Here is a 21,173-nt window from a genome sequence, read left to right on the forward strand (position 1 = left end):
GCGGTGAACGCCCCGGTGCTTAGGCCTGCTTAGCCCTGTTCAGCGAGATAGAGCCAGGTATCCACAACGGTATCAGGGTTCAGTGACACACTGCTGATACCCTGCTTGACCAACCAGTCGGCCAGGTCGGCATGATCGGACGGCCCCTGGCCGCAGATACCCACATACTTGCCTCGGGCCTTGCAGGCAGTGATAGCCAGTTCGAGCATCTTTTTCACCGCAGGGTCGCGCTCGTCGAAATATTCCGCCACCAGGCTGGAGTCGCGGTCGAGGCCCAGGGTGAGCTGGGTCATATCGTTGGAGCCGATGGAGAAGCCGTCGAAATACTCGAGGAACTCATCGGCCAGCACGGCGTTGGAAGGAATCTCGCACATCATGATGAGCTTGAGATCCTTCTCACCACGCTTCAGCCCTTGGGCGGCCAGGGCCTCGGTGACGCCCTTGGCCTGACCCAGCGTGCGCACGAAGGGGATCATGACTTGCACATTGGTCAGCCCCATGGTCTCGCGCACGGTGCGCAGAGCCTCGCATTCCATTGCGAAGCAATCCTGGAAATCCGGCGAGAGATAACGCCCGGCGCCGCGGAAGCCGATCATGGGGTTCTCTTCATGCGGCTCATAGCGCGGACCGGCTATCAGATTGGCGTATTCGTTGGACTTGAAATCTGACATGCGCACAATGACCGGATTGGGCGCAAAGGCCGCGGCCAGGGTCGAAATCCCTTCGACCAGGCGCATCACAAAGAACTCACGCGGTCCCGGATAGGCGGCGATGCGCGGGGCGATCTCGGCCTTGAGATCAGCCGGCAGGCTGTCGTATTCCAGCAGCGCCTTGGGATGGATGCCAATCATGTTATTGATGATGAATTCCAGCCGCGCCAGGCCGACGCCGGCATTGGGCGTGCTGGCAAAGGCGAAGGCGCGCTCCGGGTTGCCGACATTCATCATCACCTTGACCGGGACCTCGGGCATCTTCTCGAGCTCAATACGCTTGTGCTCGAACTCCAGCAAACCCTGATAGACATAGCCAGTGTCACCCTCGGCGCATGAGACGGTCACCTCGGCGCCCTCGGCAATGCGATCGGTCGCGTCGTTGCAGCCGACCACTGCCGGCACGCCCAGCTCGCGCGCGATAATGGCGGCATGACAGGTGCGCCCGCCGCGATTGGTGACAATTGCCGCCGCGCGCTTCATCACCGGCTCCCAGTCCGGGTCGGTCATGTCGGCGACCAACACATCGCCGGCCTTGACCTGATCCATCTGGGAGAGGGATGTCACCACCCGCGCACGCCCGGCACCGATGCGGTTGCCGATGCTGCGCCCGCTGGCAATCACACTGCCGGATTGGCGTAGCTGATAGCGCTCAATCACGCCGCCGGTGCGGCTCTGAACCGTCTCTGGGCGCGCCTGCACCACATAGAGCTGGCCGTCGTTGCCATCCTTGGCCCATTCGATGTCCATCGGCCGACCGTAGTGCTGTTCGATCAGCACCGCCTGGCGGGCGAGCGCCTCAGCTTCCTCATCAGTGATGCAGAAGCGCTGGCGCATATCCTCGGGCACATCCTCGGTGCGCACCGGCGCTTTGCTGCCGGACTCGGCATAGACCATGCGCACAGCTTTGTCCCCCACGCCACGGCGCAGCACCGCCGGGCGCCCGGCCGCCAGCGTGGGCTTGTGAACATAGAATTCATCGGGGTTGACCGCGCCTTGCACCACCATCTCACCCAGGCCATAGCTTGCGGTAATGAAGACCGCATCGCGAAAGCCGGATTCGGTATCGAGCGTGAACATCACACCGCTCGCGGCCAGATCGGAGCGCACCATGCGCTGAACGCCAGCGGAGAGCGCCACCTCGGCGTGGGTGAAACCCTGATGGACTCGGTAGGAAATGGCGCGATCGTTGTACAGGGAGGCGAAAACCTCCTTGATGGCATGCTTGATGTTGTCGAGCCCCTGCACGTTCAGGAAGGTCTCCTGCTGCCCGGCGAAGGAGGCATCCGGCAGATCCTCGGCAGTGGCTGATGAGCGCACAGCCCAGGAGGCCTCACCAGGTCCCGAGCCGGCATCGGCAGTCAGGGTGGCATAGGCCGCGTCGATGGCCTGTTCCAGCGCTGACGGGAAAGGCTGCTCCATGATCCAGCCACGGATGCGCGGGCCGGCCTCGCTCAAGGCAGCGATGTCCTCGACATCCAGGCTCTCAAGCTCAGCGGCAATTTTCTCATCCAGCCCATCGACAGCGAGAAAATCCCGATAGGCCTGGGCGGTGGTGGCAAAACCGCCTGGCACTCGCACCCCGACCTTGGTCAGATGCTGGATCATCTCGCCCAGGGAAGCATTCTTGCCGCCCACCACGGGCACATCGTTCATGCCCAGTTCGCTCAACCACCGCACGCTTTCAGTCATCGACAGTCACCTCAGAGCCTGGCCCGCGATCACTCGCATCCTGACCACGCTTTTGGCCCGCACCCTAAGGGCGCAGGCATTCAGTGTCATAGCGGCGACCGCAACCAGCAGCGGCATACCGCTCCCCAAAAGGCGCAATATAACGCAGAAGCTCGGGTTGAGAACGCTAGAAAGGTGCCATCAGAGCAGAAGCCCTCAGCAACATCAAAGGAGAGCTGACGTTGAATACAGCTCCATTCGGCTCACAGCAGCCCAAACCAAAAGGCGCAACCACCAGCGATGAAGTGGAATAGGGTGACACCGGCAAGGTTGCGGTTTCGGAGGTAAAAGAGCCCGAAAACCACGCTGCTGACCAGCGTGAGGATCACGGCAGCGAAACCGAAATGCAGGTGAAACAATCCGAACAGCGAGGACGTGAACGGATGGTCACGAGCGCCGGGACAAATTGGATGACAAAAAGCCTTTAGAAAGGCAGTGATCTTGTTGACGAACTCTTTTCAGAAGACGAGCATTTGCTCCGTCTTTTGCAAAAATCCTGTCAAACAATCATCTTGAAGTTTTCATGGTGAGCGATCTATTCGCGGTCCGATGACGATGCCCCTGGCAAGGAGTCGATCGCTTGCAACGCAGTGTCGGCTGCTTGGCGCAAGGCGGCAAGGCATTCCTGAATATTCGCCGATCCTTGCGTTTTGGCAGCGGCATCGATGGCCTGTTCGAGTTGCTGAGCGGCTTGACTCAAGGCGACCGCACCGGCGTTGGCGGCGGTGCCTTTCAGCCGATGCGTGCCTTCTCGCACGGCTGGCCAATCCTCATCGGATACCGCTGTTTCGATTGCGGCCATGCCGTCCCTCACCGCCTTGGCGAAAAAACGCAAGAATTCGGCCAGCTCTTCGGGGTTCTCAAACAGCTTGTTCAAGCCCTCCAGCTCAAAGCCAGACAGAGACAGTGGATTGTCCTGATCATCGGCGCGGGGTTCGCCGACGCTGGCTGGGGACGCGGTCGATTCCGCCTCATCTGGGTGACTGGCCTGCGGCAACCACTGTGTTAGTGTCGCCTCCAGGCTTTGAAGACTGATGGGCTTCGGTAACAGGGCAGTGAACCCCGCAGCGGCAATGCGCTCGCGCTCGGCTTCAGTGACGCCCGCGGTCAGGGCAATCACGGGCAACTCAGCCCATTCAGGTTGTTGGCGAATCTGGTGGGTGGCGGTCAATCCGTCCATACCAGGCATTTGAATATCCATTAGCACCAGGTCGTAGGCAACCTCCCTCAACCGCGCCAAAGCCTGGGAGCCATCGGCGACCAGATCATACTCGACATCGAGCAAATTGAGCATCTTGCCGATGACCCGTTGATTGACGGCCTGGTCTTCCGCCACAAGCACGCGGGCGGAGCGGAAGTTCACCGGGTGATCGGCCGTCCTCGCGGCGGTTTGCGGAACCTCCTGGCCGCGTTCCAGCAGGAGGGTGAAGTGAAACTGACTGCCTTGCCCGGGCTGGCTGGTGACATCCAGGTGTCCGCCCATCAATTCCACCAAGCGCCGGCTGATGCTGAGTCCCAGGCCAGTGCCGCCAAACCGCCGCGCGATGCTGGAGTCGCCCTGGCTAAACGGCTTGAACAGTTGCGCGATGGTCTCGGCGTCCATCCCGAGGCCAGTATCTTCCACGCAGAAGCGCAGCTGCACCGCCTGACCGGTATCGGCAAGCACCTCAACCGACAGCCGCACCCCGCCGCGCTGGGTGAATTTGATGGCATTGCTGAGCAAATTGGACAACACCTGCTGCAGGCGCAGGGCATCGCCCTTGAGAACGTCCGGAACCCGGTGGTCGGCATCGATGACCAAGCTCAGGCCCTTGTTGAGCGCGCTGGGGCCGAACAAGGACTGCACTGCCTCGAGCAGGGCCGGCACCTTGAAAGCGGCTTGCTCCAATTGCAACTCGCCGGCCTCAATTTTGGCCTGGTCGAGAATGTCGTTGAGCAGGCCGAGCAGCGAGCGGCCGGACAGATGCAGGTGCTCGAGGTCGTCATGTACCTCGGGGTCGCGTGTCTTGTGCAGGGCGATTTCAGCCAGCCCAAGAATGCCGTTCATGGGCGTGCGAATCTCGTGACTCATCTGCGCGAGGAAGGTGCTTTTTGCCCGTGCGCTCTGTTCGGCCAACTCGCGGGCACGTTCAATGTCGGTGACATCGTAAAAGCTGACCAGCGTCAGCTCCGCGAAAGAGTCGCCAAGCGTGGTCGCGCTGATCTGGACGCTGAGGGCACGAGCGTCCTTGGCGCGGATCTTGGCTTCCACGGGAATGAAAGGCGCGCCGGTGCGCCGATGCTCGGCAATGCGCGCTTGCCAGGTGTCCATGACCCATTGGCGGTAGTCGGCGTCCGGGTAGGCCAGCGGCCACCAGTGCGCCAGCGTCGGCACGTCGGTCAACGCATAGCCAAAGGTCGCGGTGAAAGCGGGATTCAGATAGGTGATGCGCTCCGGGGCCTCATTGAGGGCAAACGGGATTGGGGATGCGTCGATGATGGCGCGCGCATGCGCCTCGCTGCGCTGGAGGGCCTGCTCGGCGGCCTTGCGCTCGGTGATGTCGACAAATGCGACCACCGCGCCGTAATCCGGGTGGTTGGTTGGCATCGCGCTGACTGACAGCCAGACGCCCCCATCCGCGACCGCAACCCCGATTTCGACATCGCGGATGGTGCGACCCTCGCGCAGGGCTTGTGCGGCGGGATAGTCCTCGGGTGCGATGACGCAGCCGTCGGGATGGATCAACTGCCATTCGGGGCTGTCATGGCGGCGCCGCAGATGTGCTTCGCGGGTCAGCCCAAGCAGATCCTCGGCGGCCCGGTTGCAATCGACAACCTGACCCCCGGGGTCGGTGATCGAGACACCGATGGGCAGCAGGTCGAAAATGGTGCGCAGCTTGGCCTCGGACCCTTGCAGCGCGGCGGTGCGCTCCGCCACGCGCCGCTCGAGCTGAGTGCGTTCTTGCTCGAGCGCAAGACGCGCTTCATGGGCGTCGGTGACATCATGCAAGCTGACCACCAACCCGACCACCTCGCCATCGAGCCAGAAGGGCTCGTAGCGAATGTCGAGATGGTGCCGGCGGCCATCGGGGTGCGTCATCTCATCGCGGAAATGCCGACGCTCTCCCGCCAGGGCGGCTTGCAGCTCCGGCAGCGCGCGGGTGTAGGCATCCTCGCCAAGCATCTCGCGCAAATGCATCCCTTGCAGCTGGGCGGGCGCGCATTGGCGCAGTGCCGCGTAGGCCGGGTTGGCCACCTGAACGCGAAGCTGACAATCCAGAAACGCCAGTCCTTCGCTGGAGGTCTCGACAATCTGCTGGGAGCGGCGTAAGTGCAGCTCGGTTTCTTTCAGCGCGCTGATATCTTCGCTGAACAAGCCGATGCCACCGACCGCGCCAGTGCTGTCGCGCCACGGGCAGACCACCCAGTGAATCCACCGCACCCGCCCGTCGGTGCGTTCGAAGGGCTCCCCTTCGCCGGCGATGGTCTCGCCGGCGAGCGCGCGCTGATGAATGTGTTTCCACTGCTCGGGGATTTCCGGGAAAACCTCGAAGTGACAGCGGCCAATCAGACAGGTGTCGCCCAGGCCATAGTCTTGGCGCCACCGTCGACTACAGGCGATGTAGGTCATGTCGCGATCGAACATGGCCAGTGCAGCGGGTGCGTGCTCAATGAGCAGCTCCAGCTGTGCTTGGCGCTCCTCGGCGACGGCCTCGGCCTGCTTGCGGGCGGTGATTTCCATCGCCGTGCCAGTGATGCGAACCGGCGCGCCGGCGGGGTCGCGAAGCAATTGCGCCTGCGCCAGAATCCAATGCAGGCTGCCGTCGGGCCAGACGACGCGGAATTCGTGGTAGAGGGGGGTGCCCTCGGTCTCCGCGCGGGCGACGGCGGCTTCGAGCGCGGCACGGTCATCGGGATGCACGCGGCAAAAAGCGGTCACGGTGGAACCGTCGAACTCGCCGGGCGCGAAACCAAACAGCCGTTCATGATGCCAGGACCAGGCCAGCCGGCGAGTTTTCAGGTCCCAGTCCCAGAGTCCGAGCTTGGCCGCGTCACTGGCCAAGCGCAGGCGTTCCGCGCTGGTGCGCCGCTCGCGGATGGCGTCGGAGCGCCAGCGAAGCATCACGAAAACGCCCGCGGTCAGGAGCAGTCCGACAAGCAGCACAACCGGCGGGGCCATAAACAACGACTGGGGCGGGTTTGTGGCGGCGCCGTGCAAGACAAAGCGTCGCCCGGCGGCGGTGAATTCACGGCTATAAGCGTCCGGATCGGTGATGAGTGTCGCGGCATCCGGCGCGGGCGTTTCGGATGCAAGGCGGCTGGGATGCAGGTGCAACACGCCTGCCTGGTTGGATACGCTCGCTGACAGCTCGGCATCGGAGAGCGCGAAATTGACCGGCTGCGCGGGCAGCGCTCCCAGCACGCTGTCCATCAAATCGCTTATGCGCAGGACGATCACGGCGAAGCCCTCGACATGCGTGCAGGGCGCCGCCGAGGCTGGTACCTCGATCTGACCAACGCGCCTTTGTGGGGCGAACAGGATGATCGCGCGCTGGGTGCCGGTCTCCTGAACCAGCGTCAATGGGGCACTGGCGACGGGCTGGCCGCTTGCGCAAGCGGCTGTCAGCGCGGCATGGCGCAGGGATTCAGAGCCGAGATCATAGCCCAGCGCGGCTTCATTGCCGGCCATGGGTTCGATGCGCAGCACAGGGAAGTAGACGTCTCTGGCGTCCGCCGGCTGTAATTGGCCGTCCACGCGCTCGCGGATGCGGAAATTGTCCAGGCCGTCGGCGCGCGCCCGGGCCTCGATGCGCTGCCGGTCACTGGCGCCCACACGAGGTGCCCATTCAATCGCCTGGATCGCCGAGTGGCGATCGAGGATGGCGCGGGAAAACCGGCTGAACTCGTCCGGGCGCACTTCATCGGAGGCCTCATAGAACCGTGCCAGGATCAGTGCATCGACCGCGAAATGGTCCAGGTTGGTGCGCAGCGCTTCTGCTGTTGTTTCAACGCGCTCGCGCGTCAGCTCGGCCAAACGGCGTTGTCCCCACTGCCAGTCGAGCGCGGCAACGGCAACACTGAGAAGGGCGCCAAGGATCAGCGCGAACCATGCGAGCGAGTGAGAAGGATGCGGCGGTGTTGAGGCGGCGTGTCGCATGGCAAAACTTCACGGATTGGAATGTGACAGTCAGCGAAAAGCGGAATTTGGCCCGAGGGTGAATGGGGCTCTCCTGGTAAGGCGGGCAATCAATAGCGCTCGGTGCGAACCTCTCGAACCCAGTGGCTGAACCAAAGACCGTGGACAGCTGATGACGCCGCAACGGCTTGAAAATACATTCCAAGCCTGTGGAATTCAAGCCGGCGGATCGGGATATTCGATGGCAAATTACCGCAAGGATTGCGCAGGACGAGTGGATGCAGTGCCATGAGTCACTGGCAGTTCGGTTCCTGAGATTGGACAACGCATGTATGTGGAACTGCATCTGACTGAACACCCTTTAGGGCGCAAAGAGAGGCGAGGCAACGCCGGCAATTTCGAGAACTGCCACCGCGATTGAGCAGACCGGTCAGCCCGTCGGCAAGAAGAATAAATGCCGTCACGGCCAGGAAGATGCGCGTGCTGGTTGAATGAATGTTCGACACGCCGCTGTTGCTGTTTTTCCTCACGAAGGCGCGGATTATGCGTGAAGATCCGGGGTCGTGATGGCGGCAAAAAATCAATGTCGCACCTTGTCCAGCGTCATCAACCGCGGTATACCACAGGGTTGGAGGAGTTGCCGGTGGCGTATTGCTGGTGAGAGAGGTCTGCCAGTTGGCGTTTGTGGAGCCATCTCCCCAAAGCGCTTTCGAGCGAGTTTGTCGCTTCCCAGTTCGACCCGAAGCGGAAATAACAAGAAGCATGCTCCAAGCGCGGTTGCGTTGACGTTAGGAAATGAGCACCGAGAAGGACAAATGCTTGAATGCTGGCGGGCTTGCGAGGAAACCCTGGAGTCGTCAATGGCAAACTTCAGGCCTGTGGGCCGCTCATGGAATGCCCAGAAGTCCGATAGTATGATCCCCGAGGCGAGCAGGGCCAGAGAGAATCTCGGCCGGAGTGCCATCGCTCCGCTGAGAGTCGTGCTTGGCTGGTTGCCAAACAGCGGTCATTGGAACAAGCCGATTGAACAGGCTTGATCGGCACGCGGAAGGTCGCGATGAAACATCGCGGCGAGCTGGTACTGATCGAACGCGCGGCTCATGCTTGCGTGCAATATCCCGTGAGCCTCGATACGCTCATTTAGCAAAATATCTGCCCGAGGCGCTTTGGTGACATCCATGCCTTCCGTTCTGAATCATCGGCGAGCACGACAGTCGATGTTTGGTCTTCCCCCCTTGGTTCCCCTCACCCTAGCCCTGGCTGTCCTGGCTGTCCTGGCTGTCCTGGGTAATATCCTTAGCGTACCGGTGGCTTTCGGCGTCGTGTTCATCTTCGGCTCCGTCTTCGCCATGCTAGCGGTGGTCCTGCTGGGGCCGCTGCCGGCCACGCTCGTCGGATTCGCCGGTGGACTCTACACCTGGGTGCTCTGGGGTCACCCCTACGCGCTGGTCATCATGACACTCGAGCCTTTGGTGGTCGGTCTGATTTACTGGCGTTGGCGCGCCAACCTGGTACTCGCGGACATGGGTTTCTGGTTGTTCCTGGGCGCGCCACTGGTCATCTTGTTCTACGGTCAGTTCATTGGCCTGCCGTGGCCGGCGGTGTTTCAGATCGCGCTCAAGCAACCCTTGAACGGCGTGTTTAACGCCTTGCTGGCGGGGTTGCTGGTCATCGGCGCGCGCATGCTATGGCCCAAGTTCCAGATTCCAGGCAGTTTGCCTCTGAGTAACTTGATCTTCCATCTCTTACTGGTCGCTATTTTATTCGCGGGCAGTGTGCCACTCGTCTACCAGAGCGACCATCAACGCGCGGAGCTGGAGGAACGGCTGCGGATTGAATTGGCGGGCATTCTCGACCACGTGGCACTGCGCTTGGAACGGCAGGCCAGCGAAGGGCGCCTTGATTTTGACCTGGCGCTGGAGCGTGAGCGGCTCAGACCTGGGATGGGTCTTGCGGTGACTGATGCCGACGGCGAAGTGAAGGCCCGACGTGGTCAGCTGAGCACCCCGGCCGATGCCGGGGCTTCCTTGACCCCGCCGAACATGGAATTGGGGGTTTGGATGCCCGAGGGTGAGCTACCGCTGATGAAACGCTGGCAGCAAGGGCGTTATTGGCTGACCGCGCCGGTCTCGGTGCCGGGACTGGGGCAGGTGCTGGTGGAAGCACCGGCGGTACCCCTGGTGGCAGCCTTAGAGGTAAGCAGCCTAGCGCTCTTTGGTTTTCTTTTGCTCTTGCTGCTCATTGGTGTCTCGGTGGCGGCCCTGGTCAGCGACTGGCTCAGCCAGCCGCTGCGCGAGCTCGGGCTTCGTGGCGAACGCCTGAAGGATACGGTGGCGCGAGGCGAGGAACCGCGACTGCCAACCAGTCCTCTGCGTGAGTACAACGACCTATCGATGCGCCTGGAATCCATGGCGCAGAGCCTGGCCGCAAGCTTTGCTGAACTGCGCGCCACCCAGGCCGGGCTCGAAGAACAGGTCGCGCAGCGCACGCGGGAGTTGGAGCAGCTCTCTCACGTCGCCCGTCAAACGACCAATGGAGTCATCATCACCGACATCGACGGCCTGGTCCAGTGGGTGAACGAAGGATTCACGCGCATTTCAGGTTACTCGCTCGAGGAGATGCTCGGACGCAAACCAGGCGAAGTGTTGCAAGGCCCTCAAACCGATCCCGCAACCGTCGCGCGTATTCGCGAGGCTGTGGCTGGCCAGAAGCCCTTCAGCGAAAGCCTCATTAACTACACTCGCGATGGCAAGCCCTATTGGATCAAAATCGATTGCAATCCAATGACGGACGCCGAAGGTAAAGTCTACGGCGCCTTGGCCATCGAGTCAGACATCACCGCGCAAAAGTCCGCCGAGCAGGCGCTTCAGCAGAGCGAAGCGCGCACCAGCCGGGTGATGAACATCGTGCCGTCGGCCATCCTATCGGTTGATGAGCAGGGGCGCATCGAACAGGCGAACGAACGCACGGAGCAGATTTTCGGTCATGCGCGCGCGGCGCTAATCGGTCAGCCGATCGAATTGCTGTTGCCGGAACGCTTGCGCGCGGTTCATAAACGGCAGCGCCAAGGCTTCGAGGCGGATCGCTCCATGCGTCTGATGGGCGTGGGCCGCAATCTCGTTGGCCTGCATCGGGATGGGCACGAGTTTCCGGTGGAGGTCGTACTCGCGCCCTTCACCGACGGCGAGCGCCAACTCGTGGTGGTCTCGGTGAACGACATCAGCGCGCGCAAGGCGGCCGAGGCGGTGCTGTTATCCGCCAAGCAGGAGGCGGAGGCCGCCGCCCAGATGGCAGCGGCGGCGAACCGCGCCAAGAGCGAGTTCCTGGCCAACATGAGCCACGAGATCCGCACACCGATGAACGCGGTGATGGGCCTCGCCCAGCTGCTACTCGATACCGAGCTCAGCACACGTCAGCGCGACTATCTCACCAAGATGGACAACGCCTCCCGTTCCCTGCTTGGTATCCTCAACGATATCCTCGACTACTCCAAGATCGAGGCCGGCAAGCTGGATCTGGAAACCGTCGAGATTGATCTCGACGCGTTGCTCAGCGGCCTGTCCGACCTCTTCGGCCTGGCCGCTAAGGACAAAGGGCTCGGGCTCATTCTCGAGCGCGAGCCGGACATCCCCCCGGTGCTGATCGGCGACCCGCTGCGCCTGCGCCAGGTCATCAACAACCTGCTCAGCAATGCCATCAAATTCACCTCCGCGGGGCAGGTGCGCCTGACCTTGAGTCTGCTCGGGCGAGACGATGAGACCGTGACGCTCCAGGTCAGGGTCACCGACACCGGTATTGGCATGACCCCCGAGCAACTCGATCGCCTGTTCCAACCATTCGAACAAGCTGATACATCGACCACTCGTGAGTACGGAGGAACCGGGTTGGGCTTGACGATCCTCAAGCGCTTGGTCGAGATGATGGGCGGGGAGATCGCGGTGACGAGCGTCGCGGGTCAAGGCAGCAAGTTTGATGTCAAGATTCGGCTTGGCCTAGCCACTCCTGGGATCAGAGATCAAAGACCGACTGGTTTGGCGACGGAGACCGCGATGACGCTCCAGTCCGCCGCGCCCATGGGTCAGGCCCGCGCTTTGCTGGTGGAGGATAACGCGATCAACCAGATGGTTGCAGGCGAGTTGCTTGAGAAGCTGGGCCTTGCCATGACTCTAGCGCGGGATGGTCACGAGGCCGTTGAGCTAGCGAGCACCCAGCGCTTTGACGTCATTCTGATGGACCTACAAATGCCGAAAATGGACGGTCTAGAGGCAACACGCAGGATTCGCGCTTTGCCGCATGGTCGCAAGGTACCGATCATCGCCATGACCGCTGCCGCGATGCAGGCTGATCGCGACGCCTGCGCGGCTGTCGGCATGAATGCCTTCCTGTCCAAACCCATCCACTTTCCTGAGCTGACGGCAACTCTGAGGCACTTGATCGGATCAGGACTACTTGATGAAGAGGCGGCAGCCGAGAACGCATCCATGCCGCCGACAGGGTCTGTAACTGAGATGGCCGTGGATCAACAAGTGCTCGAGACCTTGCTGCGCAAGATCAAGGACCGGCTCGAGCGTTCTGAATTCATTCCGCCTGAATGGCTAGACGAGCTTGACATGATGTCGATTTCACCCGAGATGCGCGATCCTGCCCACAAGCTGAAAAAATGCATTGAGACATTTGAGTATGAGGCAGCCAATCATGCGCTCGAGACCCTGGCGGCATGCGCCGGATTATCTTTGTGATCGGCACGGCACGGATGGACAATCCAATCGGACGAACAGTAAGCAATTCCCCTAGCGTAAGCCGGCACACTATCGCATGGGTCGGCTCACTGCCCTGCTTATGTCAGCTTTTGGCCGGTAAGCGACCCCAACAGGTGTCGTCATAGATGCGGAAAATTCGCGAGCGGGTCGACCTAAGTCCTGGGGACGGTTACTCGACCCACTCCAGCCACTGATGTCTCGGGGATAAGGGTCCGCTCTAGAGCGGCCAGCAGGCACTCGCTACGTCCACGATTTACATATACCTTCCCTGGATTGCCTGTCCCTGGATTGTCATCTGATATGCCACCAAGGCCAGCAGGAGCCGGCCGGCCAGGGTCAGGGCGCTAATCTGCAACAGCTCGGGCGTAACCAGGGCCAAGAGTGGAGAGGATGCGCAGCACTACCGCCGCAGCTGTGTCCCAGAGGATCACCCGCCAACGTTGGTCTATTGTTAGCGGCACAGAGGCTGCAGCCATGCCCAGCACGATGGCATTGCCCCCGATGCGCACCAAGTCGATTAAGATGCCCCCCGACGAACATCACCAATTTGCTCATCAGATCAGATTCGCTCGGACACCCTCAAAAGACCTTAGTCAGAGCAAAGGCCGCAAGGACCAGGAAGAATATGCCGCTGATCTGGCGTAGCCGATGCAGGGGGATGCGTCTGAGCAGCTTCCGCCCAACGACGATGCCGAGTGCTGATGTAGCGCCGAGCGCCAGGGTGGCGCCGATCCAAACCGAAATTGCTGGGAGGGTTCCGGCCATCCCAGCGATGGCGAGCTGGGTCTTGTCGCCCATCTCGGCAAGGAAGATCATCAGGAAGGTGGTGGCGAAGATGCCGTGGCCGCTGCGCTCCTTGATCTCCTCGGTGCCGTCTTCCTCCTCGGCTCGCAACGAGAGAACGCCGAAAACGGCGAAGAGAATAGCAACCACCGCCGCGAGAACGCGCTCAGGCACCCAGTGTGCGAGTCCTGCGCCGAAGACCACTGCTAGGATGTTGAGCACCACAAAGGCGGCGATCGCCCCCAGAAACACCGGCCGATGAGAGTGACGGGCCGCTAGGGCCATGCACACGAGCTGACTCTTGTCACCGATCTCCGCCAGGAAGATCAAACCGAAAGTGGTCGCGGCGGCGGTCAGTCCCGCGAAAGCCGATGCGGAGGCTATCTGGTCCATGCACATCCTCCGGCAACAGCGGCCATGAATCCCGAGGATACGGGTAAAACAGGGATGCAGTCGAGGCGACTTTGGGCAAGCACTGATCGGCGGCACGATGCGAGCGGTGAAGCGGGCAGGAACACGGACTCTCCAGAGGGGCCGGGACAGTCAACCTAGGGACAGGATGGAATGCGCCCAGCCCCAGCCGGACATTCCATCGAGTCCAAGGTCTCGTCGAGCATCAAGCCGTCCGAGGCAGATGCTTTGCTGAATCTTACCTACCGATGCTTAAGCTGTCCTGCTGGATGTCCGCCGTTGGCCAAGAGTTGTAAGTAGGCGCCCTGAGGACGAGGGTCTGCTTCCTGCCCCACAGCGGATGCATCGGGTGGAGGGCGCCACTGTCAGCTGCTGGCCGGTAAGCGACCCCAACAGGTGTCGTCATAGATGCGGAAAAACCGCAAGCGGTTCGACCGAAGTATTGGGGGCGGTTCCTGACACACTACCGTCATCGGCTCTGCGAGCGGCAACGGCGGTAGTGCACTCCCGAGCGGCATAGCGTCCAACTCATTGATTATAAGACTAGACCCGCCCTAAAAACCCGCCTGCCGTGGACCACGCTCCCCTGCCGATGCCGGACTGTGAGCTTCTCGACCAGCCCAAGCCAGACTTCGAGTTTGGCCATCGCAACCTTTGGTAACTGTCGACTCTCTGCTGCAGAAGAGACGGTGGGGACGCCCTCATCGCCCGACGGCACGCTGTGCCACACAACCCCGCCCCAGCAACCCGCGCCGTTGCGACGCGCGCGATCCCCGTCTGCCCCACCGTTGCACCTTGACCGCGCATCTCGCCTTCGCTCGGAGCGAAGCTACGCTCCTCGGGGTCGCTTGTATTGCCTATCCTTCCACCTAGTCTGGTGTGGCAAAGTCACAGCCTACTGTAGGAAAACGTCCAGCTGCGGATAGGGCTGATGAAATGGCCCATGGCGCGCAGGAGCAGCGGCGTATTCAGCCAACCGAGAATTGCGGAAGGGGCGCTTGGCCTTTGATAATCTGCAGACGCAGGTGCACCGACTGCACTCCGCGCAGGCCAAGGTCATCGGCGAGAAAATGGAACACGCCGTCCAGATCGATCTCCAGATGAGGCAAGGCGGGGAAATTAACGGGGTTGGGATGGGATGTCAACGCATTTACAACGCGCAGGCATCCGACTCAGCTATGCTCAGCCGGAGCGGTTTCCGGGGAGGTACTGGGGCAGCATCAAACCGCTGTTATCCTGACGAATGGATTAACTTCAGCTCTGAATTGCCCTAAACCTTGGTCAACTCTATACTGCCCACTCTTGGCTTCTATCAATACAGATGAGCCGAGCATGAAGCGCTGGAATCTTTGAAAGGCCGACTTATCATGACAACACTCCAACTCTGTTTCCACGATCGTTTCCGGTTCACGTTCTTCTTCATCGCGCTTTTCGCGCTTTGCTCAACAGCGGCGCTGGCCTTCGTCGCCGACGTGCAAAAGCCCGGTGAAGTGCCAATCACAGAAGTTGGCGCCAGTGCCGAGTGGCTAGCGGCGGAAACGATCCTCATGCATACACCGGGGCAGGAGCTTTTTTTAGGCGTTATTCACCCCGACGCAGCCCTGTTCGAAAAACCGTTCAGCATCAATGGAGCGGCAAATGAACACCAAGAATATATTCGCCTGTTGGAGAAAAACGGCGCTGTCGTTTTTACCGTCCGAGAGGCCCTGCTGCGTGGTGTTCTCGATAACAACGGAAATGTGATCGAAGGAGAGGCGCTCGACCGGCTGCGGGAGTTCGCCGCGGATTTTCTGACTATCGACACCTCGGCGCTGCCGGAACAGGAACGCGCCGCGCAAGAGGCTTACAAAGAAAAGACGCTGCGCGCGCTTGACCCGCAAGAGCTGGTCGAGATCATCCTTCTCCGCCCCACGGTTCACCTCCAGAAGACCGACTTCAACACCGGCTTCGAGGCGACATACAGCCAGGCGCCGCTGATGAATCTGTATTTTCTGCGCGACCAGATGATCACCACCGAAAAGGGCGTCGTGATCAGCAAAATGAACTCACAGCAACGCGCAGCGGAAACCCGCGTGATTACATTCGCGCTGTCGAAACTCGGCGTGACGCCAATTCTTGAAATCTCCGGCGACGGGCGACTCGAAGGCGGCGACTTTTTGCCCGCCGGTGATTACGCGCTTCTTGGGCAGGGTTTGCGCACCAATGCCGAGGCGGTTCGCCAGCTTTTGGACGGCGGCGCTATCGGCGCGAAATATTTTGTCGTCGTGAAAGACGCCTGGAAAGATCAGGAACAAATGCACCTGGACACCTTCTTCAACATCATCGATTCGGATCTGGCGGTGCTCGAAGAGACGCGCGTGAATGCCAAAGAAGGCGACGAGCGCTTTTTGACCGTCGACGTCTATGAAAACAAGGACGGTGAATACGTCAAAATCAAGGCCGACGCGTCCTTCGTCAAATTCGTGCGCGAAACCCTTGGCATGAAAATCATCCCGGTTACAAGCGAAGATCAGCTTCGTTACGGCGTGAACTTTCTCACAATCAGAGGGCGAAAAATTCTCGGCGTCGATGGTGTGAGCGAGCAGTACAAACAAACGCTCGCCAACAATGGGGTTGATGCGACATGGATGGACTTTTCCAATCTGAGTAGCGGATACGGTGCGGCGCACTGCTCTACGCAGGTACTTCATCGCGCAGCGATAACAGCTTTGAAATAGCGTCGGAGCGCTCCGCCGATGGCGGAGTCGATTCCATCACACCCATCACGGCAAGCTGTAGGTATCCAGCAGCAACCGCATCAGGTGGGCCAAGGCTAGCCTCAATCCTTGCAACAGCGGAAGCCACCGCGGCGGAGTCCGTGACATTTGGCGTTACCTTGGTGCGTCTAGGCATAAGCGTCCATTAGCTCAGAGCAACTGCGCCAGATTGCGGCAGGCATTGCCCCAATCGAAGTCCCGCCGCACCCGTTCCGGCGCCTGCGGCGGCTCGGTGAGAGCGAACTGCACAGCGGCGGCGGCACCGGCGATGTCCCGATAACGGTGGACATTGGGGTAGGCCGCAAAAGGCCGGTTTCCTGGGCAGTCGGGCAGCACCACGTGGCGCCCGGCCACGAGGGCATCGGCCGTGGCGGTGCAAAGCACTTCGCTCCATGACGGGTTGATGAAGACCCGGTAGTTGGGTAACGCATCCCAGGGGCTCGGGTGGTGGCCGAGCAGGCGCAGCGAGGCATTGCGCTCCCGAGCCGTCCGAAGCAGCGCGTCGCCATCCGGGCCTTCGCCATAGACGTCGATACTGAGATTCAGACGGCAGGACAGTTCGATGAGCATGTCCAGCCCTTTGTTCCAGACCAGGCGGCCGAGAAAATAAATCCCCTTGTTGTCCGGGCGCACCGGCGGCACGGCGGCATAGTGGGACAAGACGCCGCTGATGCGGGCCTCGATCTGAGGGTGTGAGTCCGGCTCCAAGGCCACGGCCGGCGACAGCGGCACGACCAGATCGGTATGGCGGCGGATCTGCCGACGGTGGTAGCGGCCCACCGCTTTTGACAGCCAGGACGCCAGAGGCCAACCGCTGCGTCTTATGAAATATCCGTAGTCGGTCAGCAGTACGCCGATGACCCGCTGCGCGTCGAGCCGGGAGCGTGGGGTGCTCAGCGGGTCCCAGCACAGGTGCTCGGCCTCCTCTAACACCAGGCTGCGGCTTTTCGGTACGGAGATGAATAGGTTGCGGGCAATGATGCTGCGTAACGACTGGCTGTAGTAGCCCGGGTAGGTGAACAGGTGCGGGAGTGGCGGGCAACCCAGGCGTTGAGCCTCGGCACTCAGCCAGGTGGCCATGGCTGCCTGGTCCTGGAAGCGCACATCGCCATACAGGCGCCGCTGGGAACCTCGCCCCAACCAGGGCACCACATAGGCGACCTGTAGTCCCAGCTCGGCCAAGCCGCAGGCGTGCCACAAAGACAGGTAGGCCGGGCCGGTGCGCCAGGGCAGGGCGGCACTGGTCACGACGCAGACATCGTAGGGCCAGGCTGTCGCTGGGCTGTGCGGTGTCAACGATCTTGGCCGGTCATCGGCGCTCGCCTGCACTGAGCCGGGCAACCCAGTCTTGGAGCCGGTAGCTTCGATCTTGACCAACAATGGCCTCTATCCTGGCGCTGTCGAACACGGTGCTTCCGGATTCGATGCGCAGCGCGTCTGAGTCCCAGGGGACATGCTCGACCGCAACCTGGAGTCGGTCGGCAATCAACTGGGCGGCCTGTTTCAGGCTCAGGGTTTCGCCACCGATGTTGAACACCTGATCGATCGCTCCGGGGTGAGATAGGGCGGTGGCGATCTGCGCGCACAGGTGATCCACGTGGGTAAAGGTCCGGCGCAGCAGGCCGTCTCCGAACAGGCGGATCGTCTCGCCACGACGCGCCCGCCCGAGAAAATGACCGATGGTGCCGTAAGAGAAGCTGTCGTCGAAACGGTTTCCATAGGGGACGCAGATGCGGAAGATGGTGTAACGCAGGCCGAAGCGGTTGGCGTAGGCCTGGATATACTGTTCCGCCGCCAGCTTATTCACCGCGTAAACCGTTTTGCACTGCTTTTCAGCCGCTTCGCTCAGCGGTGCTTCACTGCCCCGATAGACCAATCGGGTTGAGGGAAAGATCAGCTGCGCTGGGTTCTGGCGGCTGCGCAGGGCGTCGAGCAGCTGCAGCAGGGCCAGCTCGTTGGCATCCAGATAGCGGCGGTAATCGCTGAAGCCCTGCTCAGTGCCGGTGATACCGGCAAAGTGCAGGACATAGTCGACTTCGAGATCGATACCTTGCAGCGCTGACGCCTGGCATAGATCGGTCTGGCGATAGACGACCTCAGATGGCAGGGCAGGATCTGCGCTTTGCTGCAGGTCGTAGGCGTAGACCTGATGTCCGGCCTCGGCGAGGTAATGGGCCAGGTGGCGGCCCAGATAGCCGTTGGCTCCGGTGATGGCGATCCGACTCACCGGGACAGGGCCTCGATGTCAGCCAGCGCTCGGCTTTGCTCCAGCAATTCGGCGGACAGTCGCTGGCTCTCGGTCGTGTCATGGACGGCCCGGTGAAAGGCTCGCAAGGCGCCGACAAAGTGGTCGTCGGCCTCCGCCTCGATGGTCTCCACGCCACTGTCGGTTTCTAAGGTGAAGGTGGGGGTCTGTTCCGGTCGCGAGGTGAAGGCCTTGTTGGCGGTGATGCGGCCCTTGCTGCCCCAGACCTGGTAAAAGCATTGATAGCCGTTGTCGAAACCGAATGCCAAGGATGCGCCCAGGCCGTCGCCAGCGGACAGGAAGGCGCTGCCGTAGATGCCGACGCCGTTGGCGTTGCGGTGGAGGGTGGCGGCCTGAACCACAAGATCCCGTTCCAGCAGCAAGTGCGCGGCCCGCAGCGGATAGCCGGCCGCGTCCAGCAGCACGCCGCCACCGAGCTTGGGGTTGTAGCGGAAGTTTTCGGAGGGTAGCGGCGGAAAGCCGAAGGCGGACGCGAAATGGCGGACATCACCGATGACGCCAGCGCTTAAGATGGCCTTCAGTTGCCGGTGCTGGCGATGGTACTGGAACATGTAGCCTTCCATCAGTGCCCGGTCGGCGGTTGTGGCAGCACTCACCATGGTTTCCGCCTCGGAGAGACTGGCGGCCGCCGACTTTTCCACATACACATGCTTACCCGCCGCGAGCGCCCGGCACACCCACTCCAGATGCAGGCCGGTGGGCAGTGGAATGTAGATGGCGTCCACCGAGGCGTCTGCGATCAGATGTTCGTAGCCCGGGTAAGCGCGACAGGCAAAGCGCTTGGCGAGACGATTCGCCTTTTCTGGCGCACGGCTGGCGACACCGGCCAGACGGAACTGCTCCGGCAGCTTCAGTATCGCGGGGATAAAGGCGCGTTCAGCGATGCTGGCGCAGCCGAGTATGCCAATGTGAATCATGGACAGAGCAGGGAAATCAGGCTGCGCGCCCCGATGTTCAGGTAGTTGTTGAATTGCAAAAAGACCATCAGCTGCCGAAGCGTCATCCAGCAGTAGTTTTCCGGCAGTTCCAGGTGCCGCGATTCGTCCAGCTCAACAATGATGTTCAGGTTTTGTTCCTGAAAGAAGCGGCCGCCCTCCTCGGATTGCAGGGAGCGGTGCCAGACTCGACTGTTGTCCGGTTGGAGGAATTCATCGAGAAACGGCACCTCGTAGGCATTGTGCCCGGGCCGATAATTGCCGGTCAGGCATTGCACCGTGGGTGCCAGTTCCAGAGTGTCGAAATTACCCGCTTCCACCTTGGCCTGCACCAGAAAATGCAGCACGCCGCCGACGCGTTGAACCAAGAAGCCCAGGATGCCCTCCTGGGCTGGCCGTATCATCGGTTGCTGCCACTGGGCCACCTCGCGGCCGGCGATTTTCACGTCCACGCCGATCACCGAGAAATACTTGTGGTCCTCGTGGTGGATGCAGTTGCCGTCGTAGTGCCAGTGGCGAACGTCTTGCACCGGGATGCGTTCTGCCGTCAACTCGTAGCGGAACTTCAGGCGCGTGATCCAGGAGATGAGCTGATTGAATGAATGGATGGGTGGCCCGTCGTCGAACAAGCTGCGGCAATCCCCCCGCTGCTCCCCAAAGACCGCATCAGAGACCGCATCGGCCGAACAGGGGTCCTGACTGGGGGCAAGCGGCATGCCCGCCACCAGGCTGCGCAAATCCATATTGACCAGATTGTTCTCTGCCATGAGTTGCTTGATCTGGCCCAGGGTGGCCCAGCGGAATGCGTCATGGACCGGTATCCGGGTGTCGGCGTCGAGTTCAACCACCATGTTGCGGTTGCGCTTATGCAGAAAACGGCCGCCCTGCTCGGATTGAAGCTGATCGACGATAACCTGGGTGGGCTGTTCCCCGTTGAAATAGTCCAAATAGGCCGGGGCACGGCCGAGGTGGATGCGGGTGTAGTTGCTGCGGGTGGCCTGCAGGGTGGGGGAGAGTTGCACCTGGTTGAGGTTGCCGGGTTCGATCTTGGCCTGCAGCAGAAAGTGCAGGACGCCGTCGATCTCCCTGGCGAGCAGACCGAGAAAGCCGACTTCCGGTTGATTCAAGATCGGTTGCTCCCAGCAGCCGAGTCGCTCCAGATTGGTCTGCACCCGCACGCCTTCGACGCGGAAGAATCGGCCGCTACGGTGACACAGAGCGCCCTGCCGGTCATCGAAAGACCAGCCATCCAGGCGTGCTAAGGGGATTGGCTCGATGCAGCAATCGGTCGCTTGGCGGATGCCCGCGACCCATTGCAGGATTTCCGCGACGCTGTGCAGGGTTGATTCCCGAGTCAGCAGGGAACGCTGAAACCTCGCCGTGTCGGCGTCTTCATCCCTTAGCATCGGCACCGACCAGGCGCCTGAGGCCGCGCAAGACAGTCCAGAGCGAGAGGGTGAAATCGACCGCGTAGATGATTGGGTTCGCACGGAAAAAGCGCTGGTCGATTTTCATCTGAAGGCCAAGGTGATTTCCGCGACAGGATTTACCCGAAATCATGTCGGATAAGGGTACCCCATTTGGGCCAGGGTCGGGCTGCGCTCCAAACGAGCCTCGACCGCCTTCATGGCCTCTGTGATCCCCCAAGGGTCACGTGGCGCAGGATGGTCACCAAGGAGCGGGTTTTCCGCATAGACTAGCGGGT

Annotated in this window: 12 protein-coding genes; 2 read left to right on the forward strand and 10 right to left on the reverse strand. The window is 61.3% G+C overall.

Annotation, left to right across the window (positions count from 1 at the left end; genetic code table 11):
• Positions 1–29: 29 nt before the first annotated feature.
• The 4 genes from ppsA to Thiosp_RS23040 form a co-directional block, all read right to left on the reverse strand.
• The gene (gene ppsA, locus Thiosp_RS23030; RefSeq protein WP_201068274.1) at positions 30–2,402 is read right to left on the reverse strand and encodes a phosphoenolpyruvate synthase; all 2,373 of its coding nucleotides are present in this window, start codon (positions 2,400–2,402) and stop codon (positions 30–32) included.
• A 242-nt stretch (positions 2,403–2,644) separates the two neighbouring features.
• Positions 2,645–2,770, reverse strand: a complete 126-nt coding sequence (locus tag Thiosp_RS24885; RefSeq protein WP_407702806.1) for a hypothetical protein — start codon at positions 2,768–2,770, stop codon at positions 2,645–2,647.
• Between the two features lie 206 nt (positions 2,771–2,976).
• Positions 2,977–7,578, reverse strand: a complete 4,602-nt coding sequence (locus Thiosp_RS23035; protein ID WP_201068276.1) for a PAS domain S-box protein — start codon at positions 7,576–7,578, stop codon at positions 2,977–2,979.
• Between the two features lie 985 nt (positions 7,579–8,563).
• Complete coding sequence (locus Thiosp_RS23040; protein WP_201068277.1) at positions 8,564–8,737, reverse strand: hypothetical protein; 174 nt, start codon at positions 8,735–8,737, stop codon at positions 8,564–8,566.
• Positions 8,738–8,774: 37 nt separating this feature from the next.
• On the opposite strand from Thiosp_RS23040, the gene Thiosp_RS23045 reads away from it, so the two are divergent.
• Positions 8,775–12,296: a PAS domain S-box protein gene (locus Thiosp_RS23045; protein WP_201068278.1), complete on the forward strand. Its 3,522-nt coding sequence runs from the start codon at positions 8,775–8,777 to the stop codon at positions 12,294–12,296.
• 600 nt (positions 12,297–12,896) lie between these two features.
• Here the strand turns inward: Thiosp_RS23045 and Thiosp_RS23050 are convergent.
• Positions 12,897–13,493: a TMEM165/GDT1 family protein gene (locus Thiosp_RS23050; protein WP_201068279.1), complete on the reverse strand. Its 597-nt coding sequence runs from the start codon at positions 13,491–13,493 to the stop codon at positions 12,897–12,899.
• Between the two features lie 986 nt (positions 13,494–14,479).
• Positions 14,480–14,656, reverse strand: a complete 177-nt coding sequence (locus tag Thiosp_RS23055; RefSeq protein ID WP_201068280.1) for a hypothetical protein — start codon at positions 14,654–14,656, stop codon at positions 14,480–14,482.
• A gap of 222 nt (positions 14,657–14,878) precedes the next feature.
• Here Thiosp_RS23055 and Thiosp_RS23060 point away from each other — a divergent pair, with 222 nt between their 5' ends.
• Entirely contained in the window at positions 14,879–16,228 is a 1,350-nt protein-coding gene (locus Thiosp_RS23060) for an arginine deiminase family protein (protein ID WP_201068281.1), read from the forward strand.
• 189 nt (positions 16,229–16,417) lie between these two features.
• Here Thiosp_RS23060 and Thiosp_RS23065 read toward each other — a convergent pair whose 3' ends face one another.
• From Thiosp_RS23065 to Thiosp_RS23080, 4 genes are all read right to left on the reverse strand, one after another.
• On the reverse strand, positions 16,418–17,515 hold the full coding sequence (locus tag Thiosp_RS23065; RefSeq protein ID WP_201068282.1) for a glycosyltransferase: 1,098 nt from the start codon (positions 17,513–17,515) through the stop codon (positions 16,418–16,420).
• 61 nt (positions 17,516–17,576) lie between these two features.
• Positions 17,577–18,494: an NAD-dependent epimerase/dehydratase family protein gene (locus Thiosp_RS23070; protein WP_201068283.1), complete on the reverse strand. Its 918-nt coding sequence runs from the start codon at positions 18,492–18,494 to the stop codon at positions 17,577–17,579.
• On the reverse strand, positions 18,491–19,450 hold the full coding sequence (locus tag Thiosp_RS23075; RefSeq protein WP_201068284.1) for a Gfo/Idh/MocA family protein: 960 nt from the start codon (positions 19,448–19,450) through the stop codon (positions 18,491–18,493). Before Thiosp_RS23075 ends, Thiosp_RS23070 begins: the two co-directional genes overlap by 4 nt.
• On the reverse strand, positions 19,447–20,874 hold the full coding sequence (locus Thiosp_RS23080) for an NDP-hexose 2,3-dehydratase family protein (RefSeq protein WP_201068285.1): 1,428 nt from the start codon (positions 20,872–20,874) through the stop codon (positions 19,447–19,449). The genes Thiosp_RS23075 and Thiosp_RS23080 overlap by 4 nt, the downstream gene beginning before the upstream one ends.
• Positions 20,875–21,173: the final 299 nt, after the last annotated feature.

Source organism: Thiorhodovibrio litoralis (assembly GCF_033954455.1).
GTDB classification, from domain to species: Bacteria; Pseudomonadota; Gammaproteobacteria; order Chromatiales; family Chromatiaceae; genus Thiorhodovibrio; species Thiorhodovibrio litoralis.

What these genes read in the sequence shown, in the direction of transcription:
- ppsA (WP_201068274.1), bottom strand. Translation starts at nt 2,402, where the DNA reads ATGACTGAAAGCGTGCGGTGGTTGAGCGAACTGGGCATGAACGATGTG.
- Thiosp_RS23035 (WP_201068276.1), bottom strand. Translation starts at nt 7,578, where the DNA reads ATGCGACACGCCGCCTCAACACCGCCGCATCCTTCTCACTCGCTCGCA.
- Thiosp_RS23040 (WP_201068277.1), bottom strand. Translation starts at nt 8,737, where the DNA reads ATGGATGTCACCAAAGCGCCTCGGGCAGATATTTTGCTAAATGAGCGT.
- Thiosp_RS23045 (WP_201068278.1), top strand. Translation starts at nt 8,775, where the DNA reads ATGTTTGGTCTTCCCCCCTTGGTTCCCCTCACCCTAGCCCTGGCTGTC.
- Thiosp_RS23050 (WP_201068279.1), bottom strand. Translation starts at nt 13,493, where the DNA reads ATGGACCAGATAGCCTCCGCATCGGCTTTCGCGGGACTGACCGCCGCC.
- Thiosp_RS23060 (WP_201068281.1), top strand. Translation starts at nt 14,879, where the DNA reads ATGACAACACTCCAACTCTGTTTCCACGATCGTTTCCGGTTCACGTTC.
- Thiosp_RS23075 (WP_201068284.1), bottom strand. Translation starts at nt 19,450, where the DNA reads ATGATTCACATTGGCATACTCGGCTGCGCCAGCATCGCTGAACGCGCC.
- Thiosp_RS23080 (WP_201068285.1), bottom strand. Translation starts at nt 20,874, where the DNA reads ATGCTAAGGGATGAAGACGCCGACACGGCGAGGTTTCAGCGTTCCCTG.